Origin of the sequence: Planococcus donghaensis (assembly GCF_001687665.2) — a bacterium.
Lineage (GTDB): Bacteria > Bacillota > Bacilli > Bacillales_A > Planococcaceae > Planococcus > Planococcus donghaensis.
In genome coordinates, this window is sequence record NZ_CP016543.2 from 1,826,959 (window position 1) to 1,850,879 (window position 23,921).

General features: G+C 38.9%; 34 protein-coding genes. 14 read left to right on the top strand and 20 right to left on the bottom strand.

The genetic code is table 11. The features are described 5' to 3' along the window. Positions 1-88 precede the first annotated feature (88 nt). Positions 89-298, top strand: a complete 210-nt coding sequence (locus BCM40_RS09170; RefSeq protein WP_008499149.1) for a cold-shock protein — start codon at positions 89-91, stop codon at positions 296-298. A gap of 69 nt (positions 299-367) precedes the next feature. On the opposite strand, the gene BCM40_RS09175 is transcribed toward BCM40_RS09170, so the two are convergent. Then, positions 368-568, bottom strand: coding sequence for a zinc-finger domain-containing protein (locus BCM40_RS09175; RefSeq protein WP_065526180.1), 201 nt, complete (start codon positions 566-568; stop codon positions 368-370). A gap of 145 nt (positions 569-713) precedes the next feature. Here BCM40_RS09175 and BCM40_RS09180 point away from each other — a divergent pair, with 145 nt between their 5' ends. The 5 genes from BCM40_RS09180 to BCM40_RS09200 all read left to right on the top strand — a co-directional run bounded on the left by BCM40_RS09180 (position 714) and on the right by BCM40_RS09200 (position 3,625). Then, entirely contained in the window at positions 714-1,397 is a 684-nt protein-coding gene (locus BCM40_RS09180; RefSeq protein ID WP_065526179.1) for a queuosine precursor transporter, read from the top strand. 8 nt (positions 1,398-1,405) lie between these two features. Next, entirely contained in the window at positions 1,406-1,795 is a 390-nt protein-coding gene (locus tag BCM40_RS09185) for a ribonuclease HI family protein (RefSeq protein ID WP_065526178.1), read from the top strand. A gap of 115 nt (positions 1,796-1,910) precedes the next feature. Then, entirely contained in the window at positions 1,911-2,120 is a 210-nt protein-coding gene (locus tag BCM40_RS09190) for a hypothetical protein (protein WP_008430532.1), read from the top strand. A 20-nt stretch (positions 2,121-2,140) separates the two neighbouring features. Then, positions 2,141-2,455 (top strand): hypothetical protein, encoded by a 315-nt coding sequence (locus BCM40_RS09195; RefSeq protein ID WP_008430530.1) that lies wholly within the window; start codon positions 2,141-2,143, stop codon positions 2,453-2,455. 159 nt (positions 2,456-2,614) lie between these two features. Beyond that, positions 2,615-3,625 (top strand): PQQ-dependent sugar dehydrogenase, encoded by a 1,011-nt coding sequence (locus BCM40_RS09200; protein ID WP_065526177.1) that lies wholly within the window; start codon positions 2,615-2,617, stop codon positions 3,623-3,625. A 43-nt stretch (positions 3,626-3,668) separates the two neighbouring features. Here the strand turns inward: BCM40_RS09200 and BCM40_RS09205 are convergent, their stop codons facing one another. Genes BCM40_RS09205 through BCM40_RS09215 form a run of 3 tightly spaced genes read right to left on the bottom strand, consistent with a single transcriptional unit; the run spans position 3,669 to position 5,416 of the window. Further along, on the bottom strand, positions 3,669-4,166 hold the full coding sequence (locus BCM40_RS09205; RefSeq protein ID WP_065526176.1) for a GNAT family N-acetyltransferase: 498 nt from the start codon (positions 4,164-4,166) through the stop codon (positions 3,669-3,671). Positions 4,167-4,178: 12 nt separating this feature from the next. After that, positions 4,179-5,189, bottom strand: coding sequence for a S66 family peptidase (locus tag BCM40_RS09210; RefSeq protein WP_065526175.1), 1,011 nt, complete (start codon positions 5,187-5,189; stop codon positions 4,179-4,181). A 20-nt stretch (positions 5,190-5,209) separates the two neighbouring features. Further along, positions 5,210-5,416, bottom strand: a complete 207-nt coding sequence (locus BCM40_RS09215; RefSeq protein ID WP_008430523.1) for a hypothetical protein — start codon at positions 5,414-5,416, stop codon at positions 5,210-5,212. 192 nt (positions 5,417-5,608) lie between these two features. On the opposite strand from BCM40_RS09215, the gene BCM40_RS09220 reads away from it, so the two are divergent. Further along, positions 5,609-6,253, top strand: a complete 645-nt coding sequence (locus tag BCM40_RS09220) for an SDR family oxidoreductase (protein ID WP_065526174.1) — start codon at positions 5,609-5,611, stop codon at positions 6,251-6,253. Positions 6,254-6,307: 54 nt separating this feature from the next. On the opposite strand, the gene BCM40_RS09225 is transcribed toward BCM40_RS09220, so the two are convergent. Together BCM40_RS09225 and BCM40_RS09230 are read right to left on the bottom strand one after the other, a co-directional pair. After that, complete coding sequence (locus BCM40_RS09225) at positions 6,308-6,556, bottom strand: hypothetical protein (protein WP_065526173.1); 249 nt, start codon at positions 6,554-6,556, stop codon at positions 6,308-6,310. A gap of 49 nt (positions 6,557-6,605) precedes the next feature. Next, complete coding sequence (locus tag BCM40_RS09230; protein WP_065526172.1) at positions 6,606-7,121, bottom strand: cupin domain-containing protein; 516 nt, start codon at positions 7,119-7,121, stop codon at positions 6,606-6,608. Positions 7,122-7,229: 108 nt separating this feature from the next. Between BCM40_RS09230 and BCM40_RS09235 the strand changes: the two genes are divergently transcribed. Next, a complete protein-coding gene (locus tag BCM40_RS09235) occupies positions 7,230-8,030 on the top strand; it encodes a TIGR00266 family protein (protein WP_065526171.1) in 801 nt (266 codons plus the stop codon). A 283-nt stretch (positions 8,031-8,313) separates the two neighbouring features. Further along, positions 8,314-8,835 (top strand): GNAT family N-acetyltransferase, encoded by a 522-nt coding sequence (locus tag BCM40_RS09240; protein ID WP_065526170.1) that lies wholly within the window; start codon positions 8,314-8,316, stop codon positions 8,833-8,835. Between the two features lie 82 nt (positions 8,836-8,917). Here BCM40_RS09240 and BCM40_RS09245 read toward each other — a convergent pair whose 3' ends face one another. The 6 genes from BCM40_RS09245 to BCM40_RS09270 form a co-directional block, all read right to left on the bottom strand. Then, on the bottom strand, positions 8,918-9,376 hold the full coding sequence (locus BCM40_RS09245; protein WP_065526169.1) for a GNAT family N-acetyltransferase: 459 nt from the start codon (positions 9,374-9,376) through the stop codon (positions 8,918-8,920). Positions 9,377-9,562: 186 nt separating this feature from the next. Continuing rightward, a complete protein-coding gene (locus BCM40_RS09250; RefSeq protein WP_065526168.1) occupies positions 9,563-9,967 on the bottom strand; it encodes an HIT family protein in 405 nt (134 codons plus the stop codon). Next, complete coding sequence (locus BCM40_RS09255; RefSeq protein WP_065526167.1) at positions 9,957-10,394, bottom strand: NUDIX hydrolase; 438 nt, start codon at positions 10,392-10,394, stop codon at positions 9,957-9,959. Before BCM40_RS09255 ends, BCM40_RS09250 begins: the two co-directional genes overlap by 11 nt. A gap of 176 nt (positions 10,395-10,570) precedes the next feature. Further along, positions 10,571-11,050: a hypothetical protein gene (locus BCM40_RS09260; RefSeq protein ID WP_065526166.1), complete on the bottom strand. Its 480-nt coding sequence runs from the start codon at positions 11,048-11,050 to the stop codon at positions 10,571-10,573. A 142-nt stretch (positions 11,051-11,192) separates the two neighbouring features. After that, a complete protein-coding gene (locus BCM40_RS09265; protein WP_065526165.1) occupies positions 11,193-12,575 on the bottom strand; it encodes a M1 family metallopeptidase in 1,383 nt (460 codons plus the stop codon). Between the two features lie 177 nt (positions 12,576-12,752). After that, the gene (locus BCM40_RS09270) at positions 12,753-12,968 is read right to left on the bottom strand and encodes a hypothetical protein (RefSeq protein WP_065526164.1); all 216 of its coding nucleotides are present in this window, start codon (positions 12,966-12,968) and stop codon (positions 12,753-12,755) included. Between the two features lie 308 nt (positions 12,969-13,276). On the opposite strand from BCM40_RS09270, the gene BCM40_RS09275 reads away from it, so the two are divergent. Beyond that, positions 13,277-13,465: a hypothetical protein gene (locus BCM40_RS09275; RefSeq protein ID WP_065526163.1), complete on the top strand. Its 189-nt coding sequence runs from the start codon at positions 13,277-13,279 to the stop codon at positions 13,463-13,465. 20 nt (positions 13,466-13,485) lie between these two features. Here BCM40_RS09275 and BCM40_RS09280 read toward each other — a convergent pair whose 3' ends face one another. From BCM40_RS09280 to BCM40_RS09290, 3 genes are all read right to left on the bottom strand, one after another. Then, positions 13,486-14,193, bottom strand: a complete 708-nt coding sequence (locus tag BCM40_RS09280) for a DNA alkylation repair protein (RefSeq protein WP_065526162.1) — start codon at positions 14,191-14,193, stop codon at positions 13,486-13,488. 168 nt (positions 14,194-14,361) lie between these two features. Then, positions 14,362-15,813: a cardiolipin synthase gene (gene cls, locus BCM40_RS09285; RefSeq protein ID WP_083394505.1), complete on the bottom strand. Its 1,452-nt coding sequence runs from the start codon at positions 15,811-15,813 to the stop codon at positions 14,362-14,364. A 223-nt stretch (positions 15,814-16,036) separates the two neighbouring features. Continuing rightward, a complete protein-coding gene (locus BCM40_RS09290) occupies positions 16,037-16,270 on the bottom strand; it encodes a hypothetical protein (protein ID WP_065526160.1) in 234 nt (77 codons plus the stop codon). Between the two features lie 218 nt (positions 16,271-16,488). Here BCM40_RS09290 and BCM40_RS09295 point away from each other — a divergent pair, with 218 nt between their 5' ends. Then, complete coding sequence (locus tag BCM40_RS09295; RefSeq protein WP_065526159.1) at positions 16,489-16,989, top strand: YusW family protein; 501 nt, start codon at positions 16,489-16,491, stop codon at positions 16,987-16,989. Between the two features lie 103 nt (positions 16,990-17,092). Here BCM40_RS09295 and BCM40_RS09300 read toward each other — a convergent pair whose 3' ends face one another. From BCM40_RS09300 to BCM40_RS09315, 4 genes are all read right to left on the bottom strand, one after another. Next, a complete protein-coding gene (locus BCM40_RS09300; protein ID WP_065526158.1) occupies positions 17,093-18,031 on the bottom strand; it encodes a metal ABC transporter substrate-binding protein in 939 nt (312 codons plus the stop codon). A 29-nt stretch (positions 18,032-18,060) separates the two neighbouring features. Next, positions 18,061-18,918 carry a metal ABC transporter permease gene (locus BCM40_RS09305; RefSeq protein WP_065526157.1) on the bottom strand — a complete coding sequence of 286 codons (858 nt, stop codon included), beginning with the start codon at positions 18,916-18,918 and terminating at the stop codon, positions 18,061-18,063. Between the two features lie 2 nt (positions 18,919-18,920). Beyond that, the gene (locus BCM40_RS09310) at positions 18,921-19,661 is read right to left on the bottom strand and encodes a metal ABC transporter ATP-binding protein (RefSeq protein ID WP_065526156.1); all 741 of its coding nucleotides are present in this window, start codon (positions 19,659-19,661) and stop codon (positions 18,921-18,923) included. A 164-nt stretch (positions 19,662-19,825) separates the two neighbouring features. After that, positions 19,826-20,386, bottom strand: coding sequence for a CGNR zinc finger domain-containing protein (locus BCM40_RS09315; protein ID WP_065526155.1), 561 nt, complete (start codon positions 20,384-20,386; stop codon positions 19,826-19,828). 114 nt (positions 20,387-20,500) lie between these two features. Here BCM40_RS09315 and trxA point away from each other — a divergent pair, with 114 nt between their 5' ends. Next, on the top strand, positions 20,501-20,815 hold the full coding sequence (trxA, locus tag BCM40_RS09320; RefSeq protein ID WP_065526154.1) for a thioredoxin: 315 nt from the start codon (positions 20,501-20,503) through the stop codon (positions 20,813-20,815). Positions 20,816-20,886: 71 nt separating this feature from the next. Continuing rightward, on the top strand, positions 20,887-21,537 hold the full coding sequence (locus BCM40_RS09325) for a peroxiredoxin-like family protein (RefSeq protein ID WP_065526153.1): 651 nt from the start codon (positions 20,887-20,889) through the stop codon (positions 21,535-21,537). 150 nt (positions 21,538-21,687) lie between these two features. On the opposite strand, the gene BCM40_RS09330 is transcribed toward BCM40_RS09325, so the two are convergent. Next, a complete protein-coding gene (locus BCM40_RS09330) occupies positions 21,688-23,049 on the bottom strand; it encodes a copper amine oxidase (RefSeq protein WP_065526152.1) in 1,362 nt (453 codons plus the stop codon). A 247-nt stretch (positions 23,050-23,296) separates the two neighbouring features. Between BCM40_RS09330 and BCM40_RS09335 the strand changes: the two genes are divergently transcribed. Next, complete coding sequence (locus BCM40_RS09335) at positions 23,297-23,848, top strand: plastocyanin/azurin family copper-binding protein (protein WP_065526151.1); 552 nt, start codon at positions 23,297-23,299, stop codon at positions 23,846-23,848. The last annotated feature ends 73 nt before the right edge of the window (positions 23,849-23,921 follow it).

Consider the following 23,921-nt stretch of genomic DNA (forward strand, 5'->3'; position numbering starts at 1 on the left):
ACGTATACATAGGCTTCATGTATAGTATAGCCATCCATAACATGGCGTCTATAGGTCCATGACATACTCAATACTAGGGGGAACTTGTATGAACCAAGGGACAGTAAAATGGTTTAACTCAGAAAAAGGTTACGGATTTATTGAGTATAATGATGGCGATGATGTATTTGTCCATTTTACAGGCATCCAAGGTGACGGGTTTCGTACATTAACTGAAGGCAAAACTGTATCTTTCGATATTATTGATGGCAACCGTGGACCACAGGCTGCAAATGTTATTGAAGTCGATTCGGAATAACAACTAGAAAATAGAAAAAAGCAGGGACGGAAATTCCGTTCCTGCTTTTTGTATGTCAGTAGAAAACAGTTATTGGTTGGTGCCAGTTCCGATTTTGTTCAGTTCATTGCCTAGAAACTGCAATTGTGCACCTACTGTACAGTTGCTAATGCAAAATCGATGAGCCGCTGTTTTTCCATCGTCTTTGCGAAGTTGGTTTTTCACAAAACACCCATCACAATAAGTCGTCAGCATGTCATCAATTTCTTTTATAATAGAAATTTTCTTCACGTAGTCACCTCTTAGCAAAACATCATTTTCTCATTCTACTACGCATTTGTTTTTTATACCAACAATAGTTATACTAGCTGAGGATATTTTCATGTACTGAGCGGTTCGCAAACTCCCGCTTTACCAAAACTAAGGAGGAAGTTTTTTGTTTAATGAATTTTGGGGACTTGGCTTTGCCTTGTTCAATTTTGTTCTATTACTAATCATGTATAAGTTTTTCGGGAAAACAGGCTTGTTTGCATGGGTGGCGATTTCAACAGTCCTTGCCAATATTCAAGTTACAAAAACGATTGAAATCATTGGCTTGACTGCTACACTTGGCAACAGTTTGTATGCTTCCACATTTTTAGCAACCGATATTTTAAATGAAAAATACGGCAAAAAAGAAGCAAAAAAAGCGGTATGGCTCGGCTTTTCTTCCCTGCTAATCATGGTGCTAGTGATGCAATTTGGCATTAAGTTTATACCCGCGGACAGTGATTTTGCACAAAGCTCTTTAGAAACGATTTTTGGGCTTATTCCGCAAATTGCTATCGGCAGCATGATTGCTTATCTAGCTAGTCAACATCTAGACGTGATCATCTTCGAGGCGCTTCGCAAAATTTTTCCGAAAGATAGTCAATTTTGGATTCGCAATAACGGTTCTACTTTATTAAGCCAATTATTAGATACGTTAATTTTTACTTCGATTGCATTTTGGGGAGTATTTCCCTTTGATGTATGGCTCCAAATTTTCTTCTCAACTTATGTGTTGAAGTTTATTGTTTCTATTCTAGATACGCCATTCGGCTATTTAGCAAAAATGATTACGCCCATTGACGAAAAGTAGGTGATTGGATGTTAGAAGTGTTTGTAGACGCCGCAAGTGCTGGCACGCCCCAAGTAAGTGCTGTTGGTGTTTTTATTCGCGGGGAAGGTCATGTTATTCACTGGAGCGAGTATGTGGGTGAAATGGACAATCACACTGCGGAATTTACGGCGCTCGTTAAAGGTTTGGAGCTTGCCAAAGAATTGGCGCCTCACATGATTTCGATCAAATCAGATTCACAAGTAACGGTTGATGCATTTGAAAGACGGTTTATTAAAAACCCGAAATTCAAACCTTTACTGGAACGCGCGTTAGAAATTGGCGATCAATTTGAGTATTGCTTTATAAAATGGATTCCGGACTCTCAAAACCGTGCGGCGGACGCCCTTGCAAGAACTGAACTTCGTGCACATAAATAAGGATACAAACTTGCAGTTGCCCTTATGTTTTATGGGCGGCTGTTTTTCTTTCTATGCATACGTCCGTGCTAAAGTCTGATAAGATTAAAATATCATCTTTTATTGGAGGAAGCTCATGAGAACAAAACTTGGTACCGCACTTGATATTTTTATACTGGTCATTGGACCGTGGATCGTCTACACACGAATCAATGAAATGATGCAAAATGGAGTATCCGTTTATCCAATGGTTTCGGTAGTGATTGTAACTGTTGCAGTTATATTCTCAATCTACAATTTGTATTTGCTATTCGGTCGTAAGCAACAAAACAATATGAAAAAATAAGCAGAAAAGAGGCTTTTCACGTGAAATCGCTTTTGTTTTATTTTATTCCGCTCGTGCTTTTCGCAATAATCAATAATGTATTTTCCGTTTTCTCATGGCCTCATTATTTGGTTTTGTTGCTGGCTTTTCTTGTGTTTCAGTTGGCACGTACTCGCTACCCAAAAGACGCGATTCCGTTTATTGCAAAACTCACCCAAGCTGCTTTCTACATTTTGACAGTCGCAACTATTTTCCGCGACCAATACTTAAATCCATTGATCATTAATGTGTTATTAGGCGTTACGCTCGGATTTGTCATTGTAGAAATTATGCAAACGAAAAAAAAGCCAGTTTAAATTACGGAAGACCTTAGCCACATCAAGTCGGCTAAGGTCTTCTTTTTATGTGGAGAAAATTAAGAAACTAACATTTACTCGATCTAACAACGACCACTCTTTGTTTTGTTTCCTATCAACGTCCAATTCCATTAAAATAATAAAAAGGAGGTTTTTTTCATGAAAAAGATTTTAATAGCTTCACTGTCGTTATTGTTTTTAGCCGGTTGCAACAATTCAGCTGCGGACCCCGAAAAAGCAACGGCACCTTTTGAAGAAATTGCCACAGGATTAGAGACACCATGGGCAATTAACAAATTGGGTAATGAATTTTATATTTCAGAGCGAACTGGCAACGTCGCTTATATTGATGAAGATGGTACAGTGACACATCAACCAGTTAACTTTTCGGATAAACTTTCCGGTGCATCAGAAGCTGGCTTTTTAGGATTTGTCTTAAAACAAAATTTTGAAACCAGCCAAGAAGCGTATGGTTATTATGTTTACGAACGCAACGGCAAAGATTTCAATAAAATTATCACACTTGTGTTAGAAAATGGTGAATGGCAAGAAAGCCAAGTTTTACTAGAAGGCATTCCAACGGGCAATGTTCATCACGGCGGCCGTTTAGCATTAGATAAAGACGGCACACTTTTTGCAACGGTTGGCGATGCCTCTACTCCAGAGCTTGCTCAAGACTTAGGCTCCGTGAATGGCAAAATTTTAAAGCTCAATTCTTCCGATGAATTTGAAATTTACTCATCAGGTCACCGAAATCCTCAAGGAATTACATGGGACGAAGACATCATGTACGCTTCTGAACACGGACAATCGGCTAATGATGAACTTAATATTATAGAAGAAGGTAATAATTACGGATGGCCAACCATTGAAGGCACTGCCACTGAAAATGAATTAGAATCTCCATTTTTCACTACCGGCTCAGATGACACTTGGGCTCCGAGTGGCATTGCGATGCACGACGGGTTCCTATATGTGGCTGCACTTCGTGGTACTGCCATAAAAGTAGTGAATCCTGAAAATGCTGAAGTGACAGATTCGATTGAAGGCTTTGGGCGTGTTCGAGATGTGTTGTCGGATGGAGACTCGCTTTACTTTATAACCAACAATACCGACGGCCGCGGTACACCAGCGGACGACGATGATAAGCTATATAAATTGAATGAATAAAAAAAAGGTGTATTGGAATGATCCAATACACCTTTTGTAATTGCTATAAGAACTTCACCATCAGGTTTTCATCAATATATTTTTCAGGTGTTTTCATCGCTCGTGGGTCTGTTCCGTATTTTTCAAAACCAAGTTTTTCATACAAGGCGATAGCTGCCTTGTTTTCAGTTGCGACCGCTAAATCTAAACGTTCTAGACCTTGCAAAGTTTTGGCAAACTCTAGAAGTTGGTGCATTAAATGACTGGCCAACCCTTTGCCTCTTTCACTTGGTGTTACATAGACTGCAAGAACAGCACCACGATGGTGTAACATCGGAGCTAAATTTCGCATTAAAGTAACATTCCCCAGCAATCTGCCTTCCGCAAACGCGCCAAATGTAAAAGCATTTTTCATCGCCAAATTTTGTGCCGTTTTTTCAATTGGCCTTGTTAGCGCATCTTCTAGTCTTGTTGCAAACGCATCTGGATTGTTTGTTAAAGCTTCAATCCGTAAGTCATAATACGCTTGCGTATCTTTAATGGTGAGTTGGCGAAATTCCATAAACAACATCCTTTATATAAATTGCTGTGTGATAGTTCCTTTTCCACTTGCCACTCGAACTTCTGCATACGCCCCGTTAATAAAGGTGAGTTGTGGCGGTACATGCCCTAAGTCAATATCGTAAGCAATCGGCACATCAAGTTCTTCTGATAAGTCCTCATACATTTTCTCCACCGTATATTCTTGGGTTGGCTCATTTGCAGGACTTCGACCAAAAATGATGCCGGTACAATGATCAAACCAACCTGCATACTTCATTTGGGTTAGTGACCTTTTTAAATCTGCTACAGGCAACTCGCAATTTTCCAAAAACCAAACAACGGGTTCTCCTGGAATATGTTCTTTCTTGAAATTTTGAACATCGCCAAAAGAAGTTCCGATCAAATGGCGAATTACATCAATGCAGCCGCCTAACAGTCGGCCTGAGAAGTTTTCTTCCCCTCCAGAAACGGTTTTCCATACAGTCGGTTCACTCAAATGAAACACGACAGGAGATGGAACCGAATGATTCCACTCTTTTTGATACAACGTAGATGAACTTTGGGCAACAGAGCCCTTTGCCCCGGTTTGTAAAATCGATAACCAGCGACCTGTAGTTTCGTCACTTTGTTCACCACGCAAGTCGATCAAGTTAGTACCGTGTGCTGTGGCGATTCCTGTTTTTAATGTAAAAGCTAGTAATAGGACACTAAGATCTGAATACCCTAGAATCCATTTTGGCTGCATTTTCGAAAAATCCAGGTATTCCAATATTTCAATCAGCAATTCCCCACCCCATGGCGGCAGAATCAGATCAATAGTCGGATCCGTCATCATTTCCATCAACTCATCGGCACGCTTTTTAGCAGGTGCAGATTTTGCCAAGTTTTGAGTCCAAGCAGTATCACCCGTCACAAATGTAAAGCCGTTTTGTTCTTGTCTTTTGATTGCTTGTTTTAATAGCGCGTGATGTTCACTGCCCACTCCTGATGACGGCGCAGTCACTCCAATTTTCTTAATAGTTGTTGCAGGATACCGAATCATTCAATAGTCCCCCTTTTTCTTTAAACAAAATAAAATAACGAAAAAATCATCGCTAGTAAAATGCCTGCTCCTGCACAGAACCATAAAGCATGTTTAACCATTTCAAGAAACTGGCTTGGTTCTTTATCAAGTCTTTCCCCTTTAAACTGGGAAAAATCTGGCGGAGTCTCTCTTCTGTGCGTCGTTTTTTTCATGTACGTTGTTTTTGTTTCAGACATCGGGTTCATCGTGTTCCTCCTTGAATCATTAGCAATAAAGTTTTTAATATATTTACCATTATACTAAAGTTAACTTGAGAATATAGTCCCCTTTTTGACTAATTGTCATTTTTCAGAACATACTAAAAGAAGCCTTACTTGAAATAGTCTTTAGAGCGTATATGATGGAGATAGGGTGAAAATATCAAGGGGGTTTTGTGGATGAAAGTTTTAGTCGTCGGTGCAAACGGACAAATCGGAAGACATTTTGTAAAAATGCTTGCAACTAGTGACAAACATACACCAAAAGCGATGATCCGCAAAGAAGAGCAAGTGAGTTTCTTTAATAGTTTAGGTGTGGAAACGGTCCTAACTAGCTTAGAAGGTAGCGTTGAAGAAATCACAGAAGCCATGGAAGGTTGCGATGCAGTCGTATTTGCAGCCGGCAGTGGTGGCAACACTGGTGCCGACAAAACATTGTTGATTGATTTGGATGGGGCTGCCAAAACCATCGAAGCTGCTGAACGCACAGGAACCGAACGCTTCCTTATGATCAGCGCGATAAATGCTGACAAACGGGCAATGTGGAAAGAAGATATGGCCCATTACTATGTGGCTAAGCATCATGCTGATAATATTTTACGAGCGAGCGGATTGGTTTATACCATTATCCGCCCGGGGATTTTAACCAACGAACCCGCTACCGGTAAAGTTTTGGCAGTAGAAGATTTAGACTCTGGAGAAATTTCACGTGAAGATGTAGCACACGTTTTGTTCCATTCGTTAGACAATGAACATGTCTTTAATAAAACTTTTGCAGTTGTTTCAGGTGATCGCGAAATCGAGACGGCACTTAACCAACTTTAGTTTTTTTCGTATACAAAAAAGGCTTCTGATCAGCGATCAGAAGCCTTTTCTTATTTACTGTGCTACTGTTTTTAAGTTTTTGAAGCCCATAACCAGTTGGAATACAAACGCTATTGAACAAATAACGATGGCGGCGTAACCAAGCGTACTAATTGGTGTCATCATAAATGTTTGAATCACAAGTAATGCCATCATGACAGCGATACCAAAATTCACAATATACGGTTTGTTGTAAAACTTTTTTGACGCAATGCCGACAAAAATTGCCACAGCAATGATTAATATCAATAAAAGACTTCCCATTTTTCTCCCTCACCCTTTTGCTTTGTCTACTGTAAGTCTAGCATTTATCTTACCCCTCCGATAGAGTACCCGGAATTTTTTTGCAAGCCATTTTTTTAATGATTTCTTTGTGTTCAGGGAAATCTTCCAGTAAATCTGATTGCAACAGCAATTCAAAGTCAGCAAAGTCAAAGCCTGGTGACACCATACAGCCGACTAATGAAAATGTCGCTTCTGCATCTACTGTCGAACCAAATATACTGCCCTTTTCCACTAAAATTTGCGGTCGTTCACCAGCTGCGATATCTAAACCAAGCTTTTCTGCGCGGTAACTTCCTTTTTCGTCGATTATGTGTACCGTCACAGCTTCGCCGGCGTGAAAATACCAAAGTTCATCTGATTTTAATCGATGAAAATGCGAAATATCATGTGATTGCAGTAAAAAATAAATACTCGTGTATAAATTTCGTTCTTGCGGATGATTTGCTGTTGTAACTTTTTCTGGCGATACAAATGATTGCTTGTAATACCCACCTTCGGGATGTGCCGTCATATCAAGACGCGTAATCCATTCTTGTGCATTCATCTATTCCATCTCCTATCCGTTTTTCTACACAATATTTTGAAACTTTCTATCGCTCAAGACGTATTTAGTATATAACAGAAATACTATGAGAAAAAAGGAGGAGTAGTAATGAACAATCATGAAATAGACTACAAACTGCACGGGGACGATATGCAATTTGTCGAAGTGGAACTAGATCCTGCAGAAACAGTCATTGCAGAGGCCGGCGCATTAATGATGATGGAAGATGGCATAGTGATGGAGACCATATTTGGAGACGGTTCTCAAAGTTCGGGCGGTAGTGGCTTGATGGGCAAACTAATGGGTGCAGGTAAGCGAATTATTACCGGTGAGAGTTTGTTTATGACGACTTTCACAAACAACGGAACAGGCAAACGGCATGTTTCGTTTGCTGCTCCTTATCCAGGAAAAATCATTCCTATGGATTTAAGCACATTAAACGGCAAAATCATTTGCCAAAAAGATGCTTTTTTAGCAGCTGCTAAAGGCGTTTCAATAGGCATCGAATTTCAACGTAAAATTGGTGCTGGATTTTTTGGTGGCGAAGGATTTATTATGCAAAAACTTGAAGGCGACGGCTTAGCATTTGTTCACGCCGGCGGTACCATTTACCGCAAAAACCTTCAAAAAGGTGAAGTACTTCGCGTGGATACAGGTTGTTTAGTCGCCATGACTGGCGATGTTGATTATAATATTGAAGCTGTGCCTGGCATTAAAACCGCTTTGTTTGGTGGCGAAGGCTTGTTCTTTGCAACATTACGCGGCCCTGGTAGCGTGTGGATTCAGTCAATGCCATTTAGTCGTTTAGCCAGTCGCGTCTTTGCGGCAGCTCCTCAAAACCCTGCTGGCCGTTCAAAAGGTGAAGGCAGTGCCGCAGGTGGATTGTTTGATTTACTAGGTGGTAGGTAATATTAAACTAAATTAGGTAATGAAATATGGACGTCTTTGATCTCTTCTCGGATCAAAGGCGTCTTTACTATTTTTATTTGGGAAAAGAATACTTCATGTTAGAAGATAATTGAGGTTGTTTGCAGAAATATGGTGTTTGTTTGCGGGATAGACTTGGTTGTTTGCGGATTGGCTCTAGTTGTTTGCGCTAAGTTGTTATTTGTTTGCGGCAAATACTAGTTTGTTTGCAAATCGACCAATTCCCAGTATTTATGCTATGCTTTTTAAAAATGGGAGTGACGTCATGATAATTAGACAAGCAACCAAACGAGATGCGCCGGCGATTGCGAAAGTACATGTTGATAGTTGGAGGTCCACGTATAAAGAAATTTTGCCTCACGAATATTTAACAAGTTTATCCTATAAGAAACGGACAACTCTTTGGGAAAACAACATTGCCGACAACACCAATTACATCGTTGTATCAGAAACGGATGCTGGCCAAATCACTGGCTTCGGTACGGCTTCGAAAAGAGTGACGAATACGGTAGCGAACTCCGGAGATTTAACTTCTATCTACTTGCTTGATGAATATCACGGTCAAGGCATTGGCAAACTGCTGATGAAAGCATTATTTCTTCATTTTAAACAACTGAATTATGAAAAAATCTTTGTCGAAGTTCTTGAAGACAATCCAACACGATTTTTCTACGAATATTACGGAGCTCAATTGATTAGAACGGTGCAACTTCAGTTTGATGAAAAAGTAGTAAACGAACTAATTTATGAATGGAAAAATATTGATCGAGTACTAGAAAAGCTATAATTTTTCACAATAAAAAACCGTTTTCCATTAGAAAGACGGTTTTAAAAAGTGCTTTGAATAAATCTGTTGTGCCCTTATCATTCTATTTATCTACTTTACGTAATTCCCAGTACAGCATATCGCCTTTTTTCTCTAGTTGGTTCATTCCAATTTTTTGCAGTACACGGATTGACCCGATATTTTCTACCTCTGTTTCTGCAATGATTCTCTCTACCACAGATAAATTAAATGCCCACGTTACAAGGCTTTCAACAGCTTCGGTCGCATACCCCAGATGCCAACAAGATTCAAGAAACCCGTAACCGATTTCCACTTCCTTATTTGAATTTGGCGCTCCCTTAAATCCAGCATCTCCAACAATTAGACCATCTGATTTCCGCATAACTAACCAACTACCCCATCCATATAAAGTCGGGTCTTTCGATAGCTCGTTTATTTGATTAAGCGAATGAGGACTCTTGTCGTAACCTTGTTTTTCCATTATTTCAATTAAACCACTATCACATGGCATTAATGTTAATCGCTCAGTTTCTATTTTCATCTTCTACTTCCACCCTTTTTTAAAAATAAATATCATTTATTGGTTTCATCATCCAGTTGTTTGCGGAAATATGGTGTTTGTTTGCGGGATAGACTTGGTTGTTTGCGGATTGGCTCTAGTTGTTTGCGCTAAGTTGTTATTTGTTTGCGGCAAACTGCGTTTTGTTTGCAAAACTGAAAAGCGCCCTTATTTTCTCACTCGTTTGTTCTCCGGTTGTTTTAACCAATGACGCAATCCTTTCCCCGCTAAAGGTTCATCGTGATAACGCGGAATGACATGAAGGTGGCTATGCCGAATCGACTGGTTCGAAGCCTCGCCCACATTCCAGCCAAGTGTATAGCCATCTGGGGCATAGATTCGATCTAAGTATTCTTTCGCTTTTTGCAATAACTCATATGTATCATTCCACTCGTCTTTTGTTAAATCGAACGTTGTTGCACGATGCTGCTTCGGCACGATTACTCCACTGCCTTCTAGGACATCTTGTTGCTTGTCATGTTGGAGAAAATAGCAGCTTTTATTTTCAACTATAATTTTTTGATTGTGGTCTTTTGTTGGATTACAAAAAGGACAATTGGTTTCATAAGACATGCTTGTTTCTCCCTTCTATACAATTTGGTGCAGTGACGAATGACAAAAGCAATTCCAAGTCTTCAGGATAATCATGTTCAATTGCTAAAAGATTGTCGTAGTTTTGCCAAGCGATTTCTTCAATTTCGTCATCTGGGTCTGTATTTATGATTTCTCCAGTACTTATTGTGCAATAAAAATAATAAGTTGTTACATTGAAATTTCCGATAACCATATTTTTGGTGTGAATAGCTTTTCCCACTGACACGCTAAACCCTGTCTCTTCTTGTATTTCTCTTATACACGCTTGTTCCACAGTTTCTCCGTTTTCAATTTCGCCTGACGGCACACTCCATCTTTTTGTCGCTTTTTCTTTAACCATCAAGATTTTGTTGTCCAACACGACAATACCGGCCGCTCCAATCCAAGATTTACTCGCTTTAGTCATTTGAACACTCCTTTGGAGATGCTAGTTGCTGCAGTTGTTTGCACGATACAAGGCGTTATTTGCGCATGGATCTATTTTGTTTGCAGGAACACTCTATTTGTTTGCGGGAAATTCCACTTTGTTTGCAAAAACTTCAAGTTTATTTGCTAAACCAGTAATCCCTCCACCCCATAACTCTACAACCTCGCCCTTCTCTTCAAACTCCATCCCGCTCCTGCGATAAAACAAATGCCGACGACTCCGGAAAACGTCAATGGATTAAAAAATATATGATTAGAAAATACATTTAACAATGCAAATTCTGTTGGATCGTTATATGCATCTTTCGTCTCCACGATATAAGTCCGAAAGCGATCAGCTGCATGAATGGTCCATAAAGTTACGACTATTACATAAATCAAACTCAACGAAATCATAATAATGATCTTTTTTCGACTAAGCCATCTTTCTGCCAATCGCATCGACAACTCTACAGTTCCATAAAGAAAATAAAATAGAAAGGGCATAAGAACTACAGGGAAAAACAAAGCAGGGTTGCCATTTCCTCCCCGGTAATCATTATTAAGAACCGGAGCAGTTAAATAATTCATCCAGTAAAAAACAGCGAATGTTAAAATGACGGACACCCCGTATAATGCCATCAATATTTTATTCACAGTGAATCGCTCCTGTCGAATGAAAGTGAAATGCTATATGGTACTATTCACCATTTCCCAAATAAATCCTTTAAAATTTACCCAACTAGTAAAATGCATAAAAAAAGAAGCTGCAACTGCAGCTTCTACTCTAATTCAAATTTCACTTCAGCCAGCTATTCAAAAACTTACTTTGGTCGCCTTCGAAGTACTCTTCAAAAAACGTTTTAAACTCTTGCGTATTGACTTGCTTGAATTGAAATTCCTTGTAATAAGCGGACAGAAACAAAAGTGCTCCATCTCTACCACCGTGCTCTTCAAAATATTCTTTTAACACCATCGGAACTTTGCCGTAGATCGTGGAATAATACGATTCGTCCGTAAACTTGGAGAGCGGCAAATTTACGTATTTTTCTGGACGGGAATATTGTTCCGCTGTAGAAGCGCCCCAAAATCCATACTCATCGTCGTCGTAGTAATCGCTAATAAACAGCGAACTACTAAATTCGGTCAACCCTTCATCCAACCAAGATTCATAATACGGATCGTTCGTCACTATATAATAAAACCATTGATGAGCAATCTCATGAACGAGCACCATTTCTTGAGATTCCCCATCCGCAGCTACTTCAATAATATTCGGATATTCCATATAGCCATCGTTTGCAATAATATCAAGCCCTGTAAATGGATTATCACCAATTTCCACTTCAAAATAGAGATACGCATCAACTGCGAGTGAAGAAGTTTCTTCTAATATATTTTGTGTGGCGCGAGTAAACACATTCAACTTAGTGTCATTAGCTTGAATCGTTTCATATTCCCATTCATCAGGATCCATAATGGCCATGTAAAAATCTTTAATGTTGTCTCCTTTTACGGTGCCCTTCGATGTTGCTTTAATGGGGCCATCATTTCCAGAACTCGCAACTAAATAATCTTCGGGCAACTCATAACTTACGGTAAAGTCTCCATAATCTGTATTATAAGACTCTCCTTTTGCATCATAATCGTTAATATCCCAGCCGTTTCGATATAGTGCGAGCATAGGATACCAATGAGCCAAGTAATAGTTGTCATCTACTTGAGACAAGCGCATACCGTTTTGTGGCAAGGTCATTGAATAATCGACCACTACATTTGCTAAAGAGCCAGATTCTAATGGTGTTTCCAGTTCGACTAGCAATTTATTGTTCTCCAAAGTATAAGATACTTCTTTTCCATCAACTGTTATGGAAGTAACCTCAATTTGTGCTCGATCATCTTCATAAGACGTTGTCTCTTCAGCATTCATCGCATTGGGAACCAAATAAAATCCGATATCTGCCCAAGCATCTGTTGAATCGTTTGTCACATCAATCGCTGTTTGTATTTGAAAATCATTTTCCCTATCCATATTAATCGAAATGTCGTAAACTGCATTGGTTGTTTCCACATACTTTTCCATCACAACGGTTTCGTCTTTGCCAAGAAATACTAACGCTGCTACAACGCCAACGATCAATACGCTTATTACTACAATCGTTACTACTACTTTTTGTTTCATAGCCCATCTCCTAAACTTCAATATACTATGCAAAATCGGTATTTATTAAACTTTACCATTTATTCTTTTGCTTGGTATACACTATTTCTAGACTTCTGCCGTTGTTATTTCATAGGCACATAGTGTCCAAATAAAAAAGCACTGATTTCAAAAAGAAATCAGTGCTTAAGTCGTTCATTATTTGCCACGTGGCGGTTTTGGTGGTTGGCATACGTCACATTTACGTTGGTTTTTTGTGTTGAATTTTGTAAACGTTTTTTCGAAGTTATTCCCACATGCGCATTTAAAGAGCAATTTTTGAGAAAACCCATGATATTCAGTCGACAATAGTTTGCTGTCTGAATTTTTTTCAACAAATGCTTTAATTTCTTTAATTGTCCATCGTTTGTTCATTTTGTTACACCTCCATATACTAACGGTAAGCGGAGGCTTTTTGGCATCCGTTCACTAAAGAGCAAACTTATATCTGCCCTAAGTTCTTTAGTATAACACGCGCAGTGATATAAATTGAAGAATTCGTGATGTTTTGATTTTTTACCTGGATAAAAACCTTAAATCAGTTTGTTAATTTTATCAGAAAATTATAAAAATATGATATAATGTATAGAGAATAGATTCACTACTTAATCGGGATTATTGGTCGGTCCAACTGAAATTTCCATTCTGTTTGCACACAAAATATGAATAAGGAGGGACCAAAAATGAGTGAACAACATCAAACAGCTCTGGAACGGTTTAATGCCATAGATCAAATGATTAATGAAGGACTCGGAAGCGGCTCGATCAATCCGCGTTATACAGAAGCTCATTTGAGATTAAAAGAAAAACAAGAAGCTCAATTGCTAGCAGCTTTAATGGCGGAGGTTTCTGAAAAAGAGGAAAAAAGCTAACCCTTTAATAAATTAGCTTTTTAACACCTGACATATTTTCGCTTAAACCCCAATCTGCCTTTTTCCATAGCCGTTTGAATGCTTTCATAGGCATTTAAACGGCTATTTTTTTTATTATCCCGTTCAATTTCTACAATCCCGACTCGTTTTGAAACTTCGACTGCTTTATCATTTAATGGTTGAAAAGAAATTCCGACAGTGTATAAAAAATTATTCATTGAAGATTTGGTGCGTGGCGGTGAACTGTGTATGTTCTTTTCCACAGTATCAAGCATGTCTGAAATTTTACTTCTGGAAAATTCTTCGTCTGAACGATTTCCCAGCAGCCAACAATAGCAGCTCCATCCCGCCGACATTTTCAATTCTTCTCCGCTCGCAATCCATTGATCGGCTACTTCTTGTGCAATATCAGACTCTGACAAAGTTACCGCAACGACAAAATCAGCGATCATATAAAAATACGCGTCCTCGATCCAGCGATTAAAGTCCTCAGCGGTCATAGCTTTTGGATCTGCGATAATCCCTGCAAAATACATCGCATCGTAGTTGCCTGTTGCATACAATTGTTCTGCCAGCTGTTGATCTATTTTTATTTTCTTCGCGATTGTCTTCATACTGCCGGTCGTTACACCAAATAAAGGTTCCCGTGCACCGTTTGATAAATAATTTTTTTTCGTTCGCTCTTTTCCTAATGCCTCAAGTTCTTGCATTACGGTTTCGCTATTCATCGATTTCCCTTCTTTCTAGTAGAGCTTTGGATTCTATTCCACTCTTTTATAATTCCCTTATGAGCAATAAACTCCTCTAAACAAAATATATTTCTTCTCATTCCTCTATTAAAAGCAATAAAGGAAGAGACCATAAAATAGCCTCTCCCTCTATTATTCCCGTTCACCTTATAAAATCGGTGATACTAACTTCGCCACATCTTGTTTAACTTTTTCGATCCACGATTGATTCTTGAATGTTTTTTCCGTTAATTCAACGGAAAGCTCTTTATCTCGAAAGAATAAATCCTCCATTTCCTGCGCTGACTGTTTATCGTATACAAATGCATTCACTTCAAAATTTAATGTAAAACTGCGAATGTCCATATTTGCCGACCCCACTGAATAAGATTCTCCATCAACGACTAGCGTCTTGGCATGCAAGAAGCCATTTTTATAACTATATACTTTGACTCCATCCCGTAGCAATTCACGCACAAACGATAGTGTAGCTGAGTGAACAAATATATGGTCCGCTTGATGCGGAATCATAATTTGCACATCAACTCCGCCTAGTGCAGCTGTTCTTAGTGCATCCATAATCGACTTGTCTGGTATAAAATAAGGTGTTTGTAAATAAATACTTTCTCGAGCATGATAAATCATTTTCAAATAGCCATTTTTAATGTCTTCATGTGTTTCTAAAGGGCCACTAGCAACCACTTGCATTGCCGTGCCTGTTTCTTCACCCTTAACAGGGAAAAAACTTTCAGCAAACTTTAATGGGAATTTCTTAGTTGCTTGATTCCAGTCGATGAAAAATCGATTTTGAAGCGAATGAATGATACTACCTTCAAGACGGAGGTGAGTATCTCGCCAATATCCGAACTCTTTTTTCCCTAAATATTCATCACCAACGTTAAAACCACCGATATACCCAATCGCACCATCTACCACTACTAATTTACGGTGATTTCGATGGTTCAGCCGTGGATTAATACTCGACATCAGTGCTGGCAAAAATGGAACTGCTATTCCTCCATTACTATGAAACTCATCAAAAAAATCGTTCGGCAAGTTTTTAGAACCGAGATCATCATATAAAAAACGTACATTTACGCCTTGTTTCGCTTTTTCAGTTAACAAACCAACTAGCCGACGACCTAAATCGTCGTTATTTAAGATGAAATATTGCAGGTGAATGTGTTCTTTTGCCATACGAATATCTTCAAACAAGGCATCAAATTTTTTAGTGCCATCGTTAAAAATTTGAATGTCTGTAGCTGTTGACAGTGGGGCATCTGTTCTAGACAAATTCATTTGGATAAGATCTATCCACTTTTCTATAGTTTTTGAAGATGGGCGAAAACTACCTTCTTGTATTTCATCAAGTTGCCGTTTTTGATTTTCTTTAAATTTTTTATTGTCATAGACAGCTGTACTATTTAAGCGTTTTGGTCGTAACGATTTACCGAATAACAAATATAAAACAAAACCCACGATAGGTATAAAAAATAATATTAAAATCCACGCCCATGCAGACGACGCTGCTTTTCGTTCAAAAAATAAAATAAAAACAGCTAGCATTACATTGATCACAACAAAAATGTTGCTTACTGTGCTAAACCATTCGAATGAAATGGGGAACCCTCCTCGAACTCTGACTTAAATACTTTCTTTAGAAATAGTGAAAAAATAGTAGAACAAACCAATGTTGGTTCGTACTACTATTTCTTCATAAACAAAATAACTTACTTATCTGTAACACTTCTATTGCTTTATGGTCACGTTATTAGCTCGATACGCAGAAGTGTTAAACAACTTAAAACATCTATTTAACCAAATACAATTTGGTCATCCTATCTTACTCCTCATCTGCTTGAACGTCTTCATCTTCTACTGCATCTTCCACGCCTTGATTATCGATTTCTTCTTCTAATTCACCCACGGGTTCTATCACGTCTTCTTCTATCGCATCTTCTAGTTCTTCCTCTTCTACTTCTTTTTCTAGCTCTTCTCCTGCATTACAAGCAGCTAGAAAACCAAGAGACAATACGAAAGTTAATCCCCATTTTGCTAAAACCTGTGATTGCCTCATTCGAATCCCTCCATTTCGTCTGGATTTTTATGAGCCTTGTTATTCACTTACCCGCTTGGACTCATAAAAAACGTATCTATTTAAACTTTTAATACTTTATTGTTATCACATCTACTTTTTTGTTCGTCATTATATATATCGATTTTCACTTGAAAGCATATTTTTTTCAAATTCGGGAAACAACATTAATAATCGAAGAAAGAAAGGATGAGAAAATAATGATCAGAAAAAATGCAATTGCAACAGGCCTTCTTTTCTCCGCTGTATTTTCTCTAGGGGCTTGTGGCAATGATGACCAAGTAACAGATACCGTTACAGAAGATGCTGTGGATTACGAAGGTGTTGTGGATGCTAATCCTGGCGGAGGTCTTGAGGATGAAAATATTGGGGGTAAAGTTTACGGCTTTACTGAGTTCGAGTTAGAAGTTGAATACACGGATCCAGAAGAGAAATTAAAAGTTTCTTATGAGGAAGACCGTGACCTTGTAGAGGCTGAGTATGAAAATTCCTCTGCTGAAGAAATGCTGTCAGGTAATAATGCATTCGATAAGATCGAACCTTTTTTAGCTCAACTCGAATTGACCCCGGATATGTCTGATGAAGATGTTATTAGCAAAGTTACAGAAGTATTTGATATTGCACCGGATTATGAATCTATAGAAATCGATGTAACGTATGCTGACGGAACAGATAAAGAATATGAGTCTTCAGGAAACTAGGTTGCTCCAAAGTTCATAAATACTGTTTATGAATTTACAATAAACAAAAAAGCCGGTATAAAACCCGGCTTTTTTCATGTAAATTTATATATTGACTCTTTTTTTACTCTGTCAATCCTTTGTATATCGTATCAATATTCCATTCCATCATTTTGATATACGTATCGCCATCTTCACCTGGTTTCCCAATCGAATCGGTAAAGACTTTTCCTTTGATGTCCATTCCCGTTTCTCTTGCTACCATTTCCATGCTGCGCGGATCAATACTCGTTTCTAAAAACAAGCCTTGAATTTGTTGTTCTTTTATCAAATCAAGCACTTGCGTAATTTGATCCGGTGTTCCTTGGTTTTCTTGGTTGATTTCCCAAATGTACTCAGCTTGGAAATCATAAGCTTTACTGAAATATTTAAATGCCCCTTCACTTGTTACAAAAATCCGCTTTTCTTCTGGAATTTTGCTATATTGATCGATGGCCTTTTGATGAAGTGCTTCTAACTCACTAATATACGCTTGTGCATTTTCTTCATATGCTTCTTTATGATCCGGATCTACTTCTATAAATGCATCTCTTGCATTCTCCGCATATTTAATGCCATTTTGAACATCTAACCATGCATGTGGATCTTCTTCGCCTTCTTTTCCTTCAGTGGTTAAATACATCGGCTCTACGCCTTCGCTCATTTTGTAGACAGGTGCTGAATCTCCTGATTTCCCAGCAGTATTCATTAACTTCTCAAACCATGAATTACCTGCTTCTAAATTTAACCCGTTATAAAAAACGACATCTGCGTCTGTTGCTTTTTGTACATCTAATGGCAATGGTTCATATTCATGTGGATTAGAGCCAATTGGCGCTAAACTATGAATGTCAATTTGATCTCCCCCAACATTTTTGACAATATCATAAAGAATTGAGTAAGTTGTAACTACTTGTAGTTTGTCATCTGTAGATTCGTTATTTTCGCTTTCGTTGCTTGAACATCCTGCCAATAAAAACAGTAGGACGATACTAAAGATAAACATTTTGTGCTTTTTAAACATAAATAAATACTCTCCCTTTTTTTAAAAAATTAATTTGTTGCGGCTCTTTTTTTCATTTCGTTTAATTTCCGCCATAACATGCCTTGCTTAGGCGAGAACACAAAGGCTATAAAAAACAGCGTCGTCGCAGCAAGCACGATAGTAGCCCCTGATGCCAAGTTGTAAGTGAAACTAAAGTACAAGCCGATTACAGCTGCACTCACCCCAATAGTAGCCGATAGGAAAATCATCGTTGATAGGCGATCCGTCAGTAAATATGCTGTTGCAGCAGGTGTTATTAGCATCGCCACTACTAATATAATTCCGACTGTTTGAAGCGAAGCTACTGTCACCAACGTCAGAAGTGTCATTAAAAAGTAATGAATCATTCTCACTGGAAGGCCATAAACTTCTGCCATCGTCTCATCAAACGAGGTTACAAGAAGTTCTTTGTAAAAAACAAAAACAGAAATTAAAACAGTCAGCCCGATGCCAAGCGTAATCCACATATCTGATGGCCTTACCGCTAACACATTACCAAACAAAATATGGTACAAATCGGTACTGCTTTCAAGAACCGTAATAAGTATTACCCCTAACGCAAATGCTGCAGAAAACATAATACCAATTGCTGTATCTTGTTTGATCCGACTGTTTTGACTAACAAAGCCGATCCCAATTGCAGTTAACACGCCTGTAAATACTGCACCAAAGAAGAAATTGATGCCAATTGCATAAGAAATGGCCACTCCTGGTAAAACCGCATGGGAAATCGCGTCACCCATTAAAGCCATTCCTCTTAAAATGATAAAACAACCGATGACTCCGCAAATGATTCCTACCATAACCGAGGTAAGTAACGCTTTTTGCAAAAAGTCATATTCAATAAGCCCTTCGATAAAAGCCATAATCAGTTCACCCCAACTTCATACAAGAAAGATAATTCACTTTCATATGCTTTCCGCATAACTTCAGGTCGTAAAACTTGTTGTGGATTTCCAAACTGAATTACGTGTTTATTCAATAGAAGCAATTCATCAAAATACTCATGTGCTTTACTTAAATCGTGATGAACCACAACGACGGTTTTTCCTTGATCTCGCAAATCTTTTAATAATTTAACAATCATTTCTTCACTTGATATATCAATCCCAACAAATGGTTCATCCAAAAAGAAAATATCTGCTTTTTGCGCTAGTGCTCTTGCAAGAAAAACACGTTGTTGTTGCCCGCCGGAAAGTTCCCCTATTTGTCGATGAGCAAATTCTTCCATGCCTACTTTTTTCAAGCATTCATAAGCCCATTCTTTGTCTTTTTTCTTCGGACGCTTGAAAATGCCTAAGTTTGGATAAGTACCAATTAAAACAGCGTCTAGCACGTGAATGGGAAAATCCCAATCATACTCGTTACGTTGTGGCACGTAAGCTATTTTTTTTCGGTTTTCTTTTAAGGTTTCGCCTAGAATTTCAATACTTCCTTTATCGATAGAAACTAGGTTTAATAATGCTTTTAGTAACGTAGACTTCCCGGCACCGTTAGGACCAATAATGCCAAGTACGTTTCCTTGCTCGAGTGTTAAGTCTATTCCCTCAATTGCGGTTCTACCGTAATAGGAGACGTGAACATTTTGTAATTTAAGTGCAGGAACCATGTTACTTCCCCTCCGCCATTTATTTTCTTTTTTAAAATGTTTTTCCCTCAGGAAACTTTTCTTTAGTTTATACTTCTTAACGCTATTTGTAAACAGAAAAGTTTTCAGTTAAATGTAAAAAAAGACAAAGGCATTTGAAAATGCACTTTGTCTTTTATCGATTGTTATGAATTGAGTTTTTTAGCGTAATGTCTTCTTGCTTTTTCACGATTTCCGCAAACTTCCATAGAGCACCATTTGCGCTTACCACTGGTGTCTATAAAAAACGCATAGCAAACGGAACTATCACATTTTTTTAGTTTCTCAAAAATACCACTTTGATAGGCTAGAAGCATTTCAAACGACAAAATGGCAAGAAGCCCTTCTGTTCCGCCCTTACTTGGAATGGGCTTAAGGAAAGCATCGAAAGACAAAGGCGCTTGTTTTGTATACATAGCTAATGATTCAAAAGCGTTTTGTGACTCTCCTGATCTCTCAAAGTCACTTCGCCACTCCTCACGAAACGCTTTCATCTTCTTCGCATCAATCGGAGACATTTTAAGTTGCTCTACTTGTTGGGAATTCAAGATGCCTTGTTTCGCCATATACGATAGCCAATCTTCTAATCCATTTTCTTCTTCCAGAAAATCTGTTACCGCTATCTTTTTGATATTAATCGTATTTAAAAAATTTATAAATAAATAGTCACTTACATATGAATAATAATTTTCATTGGTTATTGTCATGATCATTTCTCCTTAAGACTGAATGATTGACTTCCATCATAACATATCGTAAAGTTTGTTTCTAACCACTTGATTTATTAAAGCGGTTAGAAACCAATTAAAAGGAGAGATACTATGTCTATTAAAGACGTTACAGATTCAACATTTGTCGATGAAACGAAAGAAGGTTTTGTAATTGCAGAGCTTGGTGCAGCATGGTGTGCTCCCTGCAAAATGATCGCTCCTGCGTTACAAGAAATCAACGAAGATCAGCACAACAACATAAGCGTGATCCAAGTAGACATCGATGACAACCAAGAAACCGCACAAAAATTTGGTGTGATGAGCATTCCAACACTTCTTTTCTTTAAAAATGGCGAATTGATGGAGCAAACTGTAGGCTTCCAACCAAAAGAAGAAATTCTTGCGACTGCTCAAAAACATATCTAAATAAAAAATGCACTCATAAATTAATATGCAACTAAAGTAAACTATTTTATTTTGAAAAGGAGTTTTTATTAATGACTACAAACATGAGAGAAGAAATTCAGGAATATATCGAGAACTTTAAGAAAAACAAGCCTGTTGAAGCGCAAGAGAAGATGCAAAATGCAATTGACGAATTAGAAGCCTCTGACCAAGGCAAGGGGTTAAAAACAGGCGAAAAATCGCCAAACTTCAACTTACCAAATGCTACAGGCGAAACCGTTGAATTATACGAACAGTTAAAACAAGGACCTGTCGTTCTAACGTTTTATCGTGGAAACTGGTGCCCTTACTGCAATATGGAACTACGTGCTTACCAACAAATTATCGGGGAAATTCACGGCCAAAATGCTGAATTGATTGCGATTAGCCCACAAACACCAGATCAATCTATGTCGATTCAAGAAAAGCACGACTTGGAATATATCGTTTTAAGTGATGAAAACAACGAAGTAGCTAACCAATTCAACTTGGTTTACCAATTACCAGAATACTTGGTAGAGATTTATAAAAGTAGCGGCCTAAATGTTGATCAATATAATGGTGAAGATTCATGGAAACTTCCTGTATCTGCGACATATATTATTGATACAGATGGAACGATTGCATATGGCTACACGAAATCAGATTACAGAGACCGTGTAGAACCTTCAACAGTTGTAGACGAACTAAAAAAAATAAAATAAGTTAGCCAAAAGCGCCATTCTAAAAGTCGTTAAGACGTTTAGAATGGCGCTTTTTTAATCAAAACAGTAACCTATATTTACACATAAAAAGGGTGTTGGAATGAAATCATTCCAACACCCTTTTCTCTATACTCTAAAGATTGTAGCTATTTACTGTTTACGTGTACGAACCGCTACTACCGTTGTCAATGTAGCTAACATCAAGCCTACAAGAACCCACAAGATTGGGAATGAGTTTTGATCGGCCATGCCGCCCATGCCTGTTTTTGGCATTTCAGATGGCATTTCCGTTGCGTTAAATTGATCTGGGAATTGATCGACGATGGCCGCTGACAAGCCGGCTGCTGGCATTTGCATATGTGCATACGCTTCGCGAATTGAGCTGTACGCTGCGTCAAAGTCGCCTGCTACGTACGAATCAAATGCGCCTAGTAGTTGCCCAACATGGGCAGTTAAGCCTTCTTCAAGTGCATCCGCTGGTACGCGTCCTTCAGTTGCTGCGTCTAAGAATGCCGCTTGGTCTAAGATATACTGATCCAGCTCGGCACGGGCTTGTTCTTGTCCTTCTTTGTTGCCTTCACCGGTTGCTGTTACGTAATCCACAAAGTAGCCAATGTGTGACTTCCATGTTTCTTCAAACTGTGCACCGGCTTCTTCGCCGTAAACGGATCCAACGGCCGCTGACAAGTCATCGGCGTTCGCGAGTAACGCGCCCGCTGCTTGGTCAAAGCTTTCTGCGCCATCGGCACCGTCTTGCATGGCCATCACGGCAAGTCCAGCGTGTTCAGTGAACGTTTGGTTCAACGTGGCACGCAAATCAATCGCTGGTGTATCGGCACTTGTGTTGTCGAACTTGTCTGGGAACTGTGTTGTGATCGCCACTGACAAGCTTTCTGCGAACATGCTCATGTGGTGAATTGCTTCACGCTCTAATGAGTATGCTGTTTCGAAATCGCCGGCAACGTATGCGTCAAACGCGTTGATCAACTGATCAACGTGCATGTCCAGTCCTTCTTGAACCGCTGCCGCTGGCAGTAAGCCGCCTGTTGCCGAGTCAAAGAATTTCGATTGTTCGACTTTGTATTTTTCCAGTTCCGCTAACGCTTGGTCTTTGCCTTCTTGGTTGTCTTCAGCGGTAGCTGTTACGTAATCGACGAAATAGCCAATGTGTGACTTCCATACTTCGTCAAATTGCGCAGCGCCTTCGTCGCCGTAAACCGAACCAACTGCGGCAGATAAGTCATCGGCGTTCGCAAGTAACGCGCCCGCTGCTTGGTCAAAATCTTCTGCGCCGTCGACGCCTTTACGCATTGCTTCGATTGCAAGGAACGCATGCTCCGTTAAAGTTGTATCCAGTGCAATGCGCAATTCCCCTGCAGGTGTTGCGGTCGCCATTTCCATAGATGCTTCACTCGCTGTAGAATGGCCTCCGTGGCTGTCGGCAAGTGCCGCCGTTGGTACCAATAATGCTAGACTAAGTGGTACGGCTAAAAGTACTTTGTTTAATTTCATCTAAAATCGCTCCCTTTTTTCTTTTTTTTCGTTATACAGGCATAACGCAACGGGTTTAACTTTAGATCACTTTTTTTGAAATTAAATTAAAATTCTTTTTTGCTTGATAAACTAACATAGATGATTAATCTTTTTTCTCTCTTTATATAGAAGAAAGCCAATATCTTAAGTTTTTTTACATAAAAGTAATCTATTCTTCATCTTCTTGCGTTCTATTAACAAGAACAAAAAACGAGGAGGAAATATAATGATTAACAAAAAATTTAGCTTTATCCTTGCCGCTGGTGTCTTATCACTAGCAGCTTGTGGACAAGAACAACCGGTAGCTGAGGAATCAACAGAACCTATGGCTGAAGAACAAGAAAACACTGCAGAAGAAACGACAACTGAAGAAGAAACAACGACCGAAGAAGAAACAACGACCGAAGAAGCTGCGACTGAAGAAGAAACAACGACCGAAGAAGAAGCTACGACTGAAGAACCTGCAGAAGAAACGGCAGAAGAACCCGTAGTAGAAAACGCACCGGAAGCAAAGAGCGGAACAGCATCGAATCTTTTATCTAATGGGGAAACGACAAGTTTTGTCTTTAACGAAACTGGTGAGTTTTCGGTTTTCTGTGAGCCACATCCTGTTATGCAAATGACGGTACTAGTAGAAGACGGTGCAGAAGCCATGGATAATATCGAAGTTGATATTGCAGATTATGAATTTGGCGAAGAAACCATCACTGTTGCTCCTGGTACAACAATCGTTTGGACAAACCAAGATCAAGTTCAACATAATGTCGCATTTGAATAATCCTGGTGTTATTACTTCAAGTTAACTAGTGAACGATTAGATTCCCACAATAAATAGAGGACACCGGTAGTTT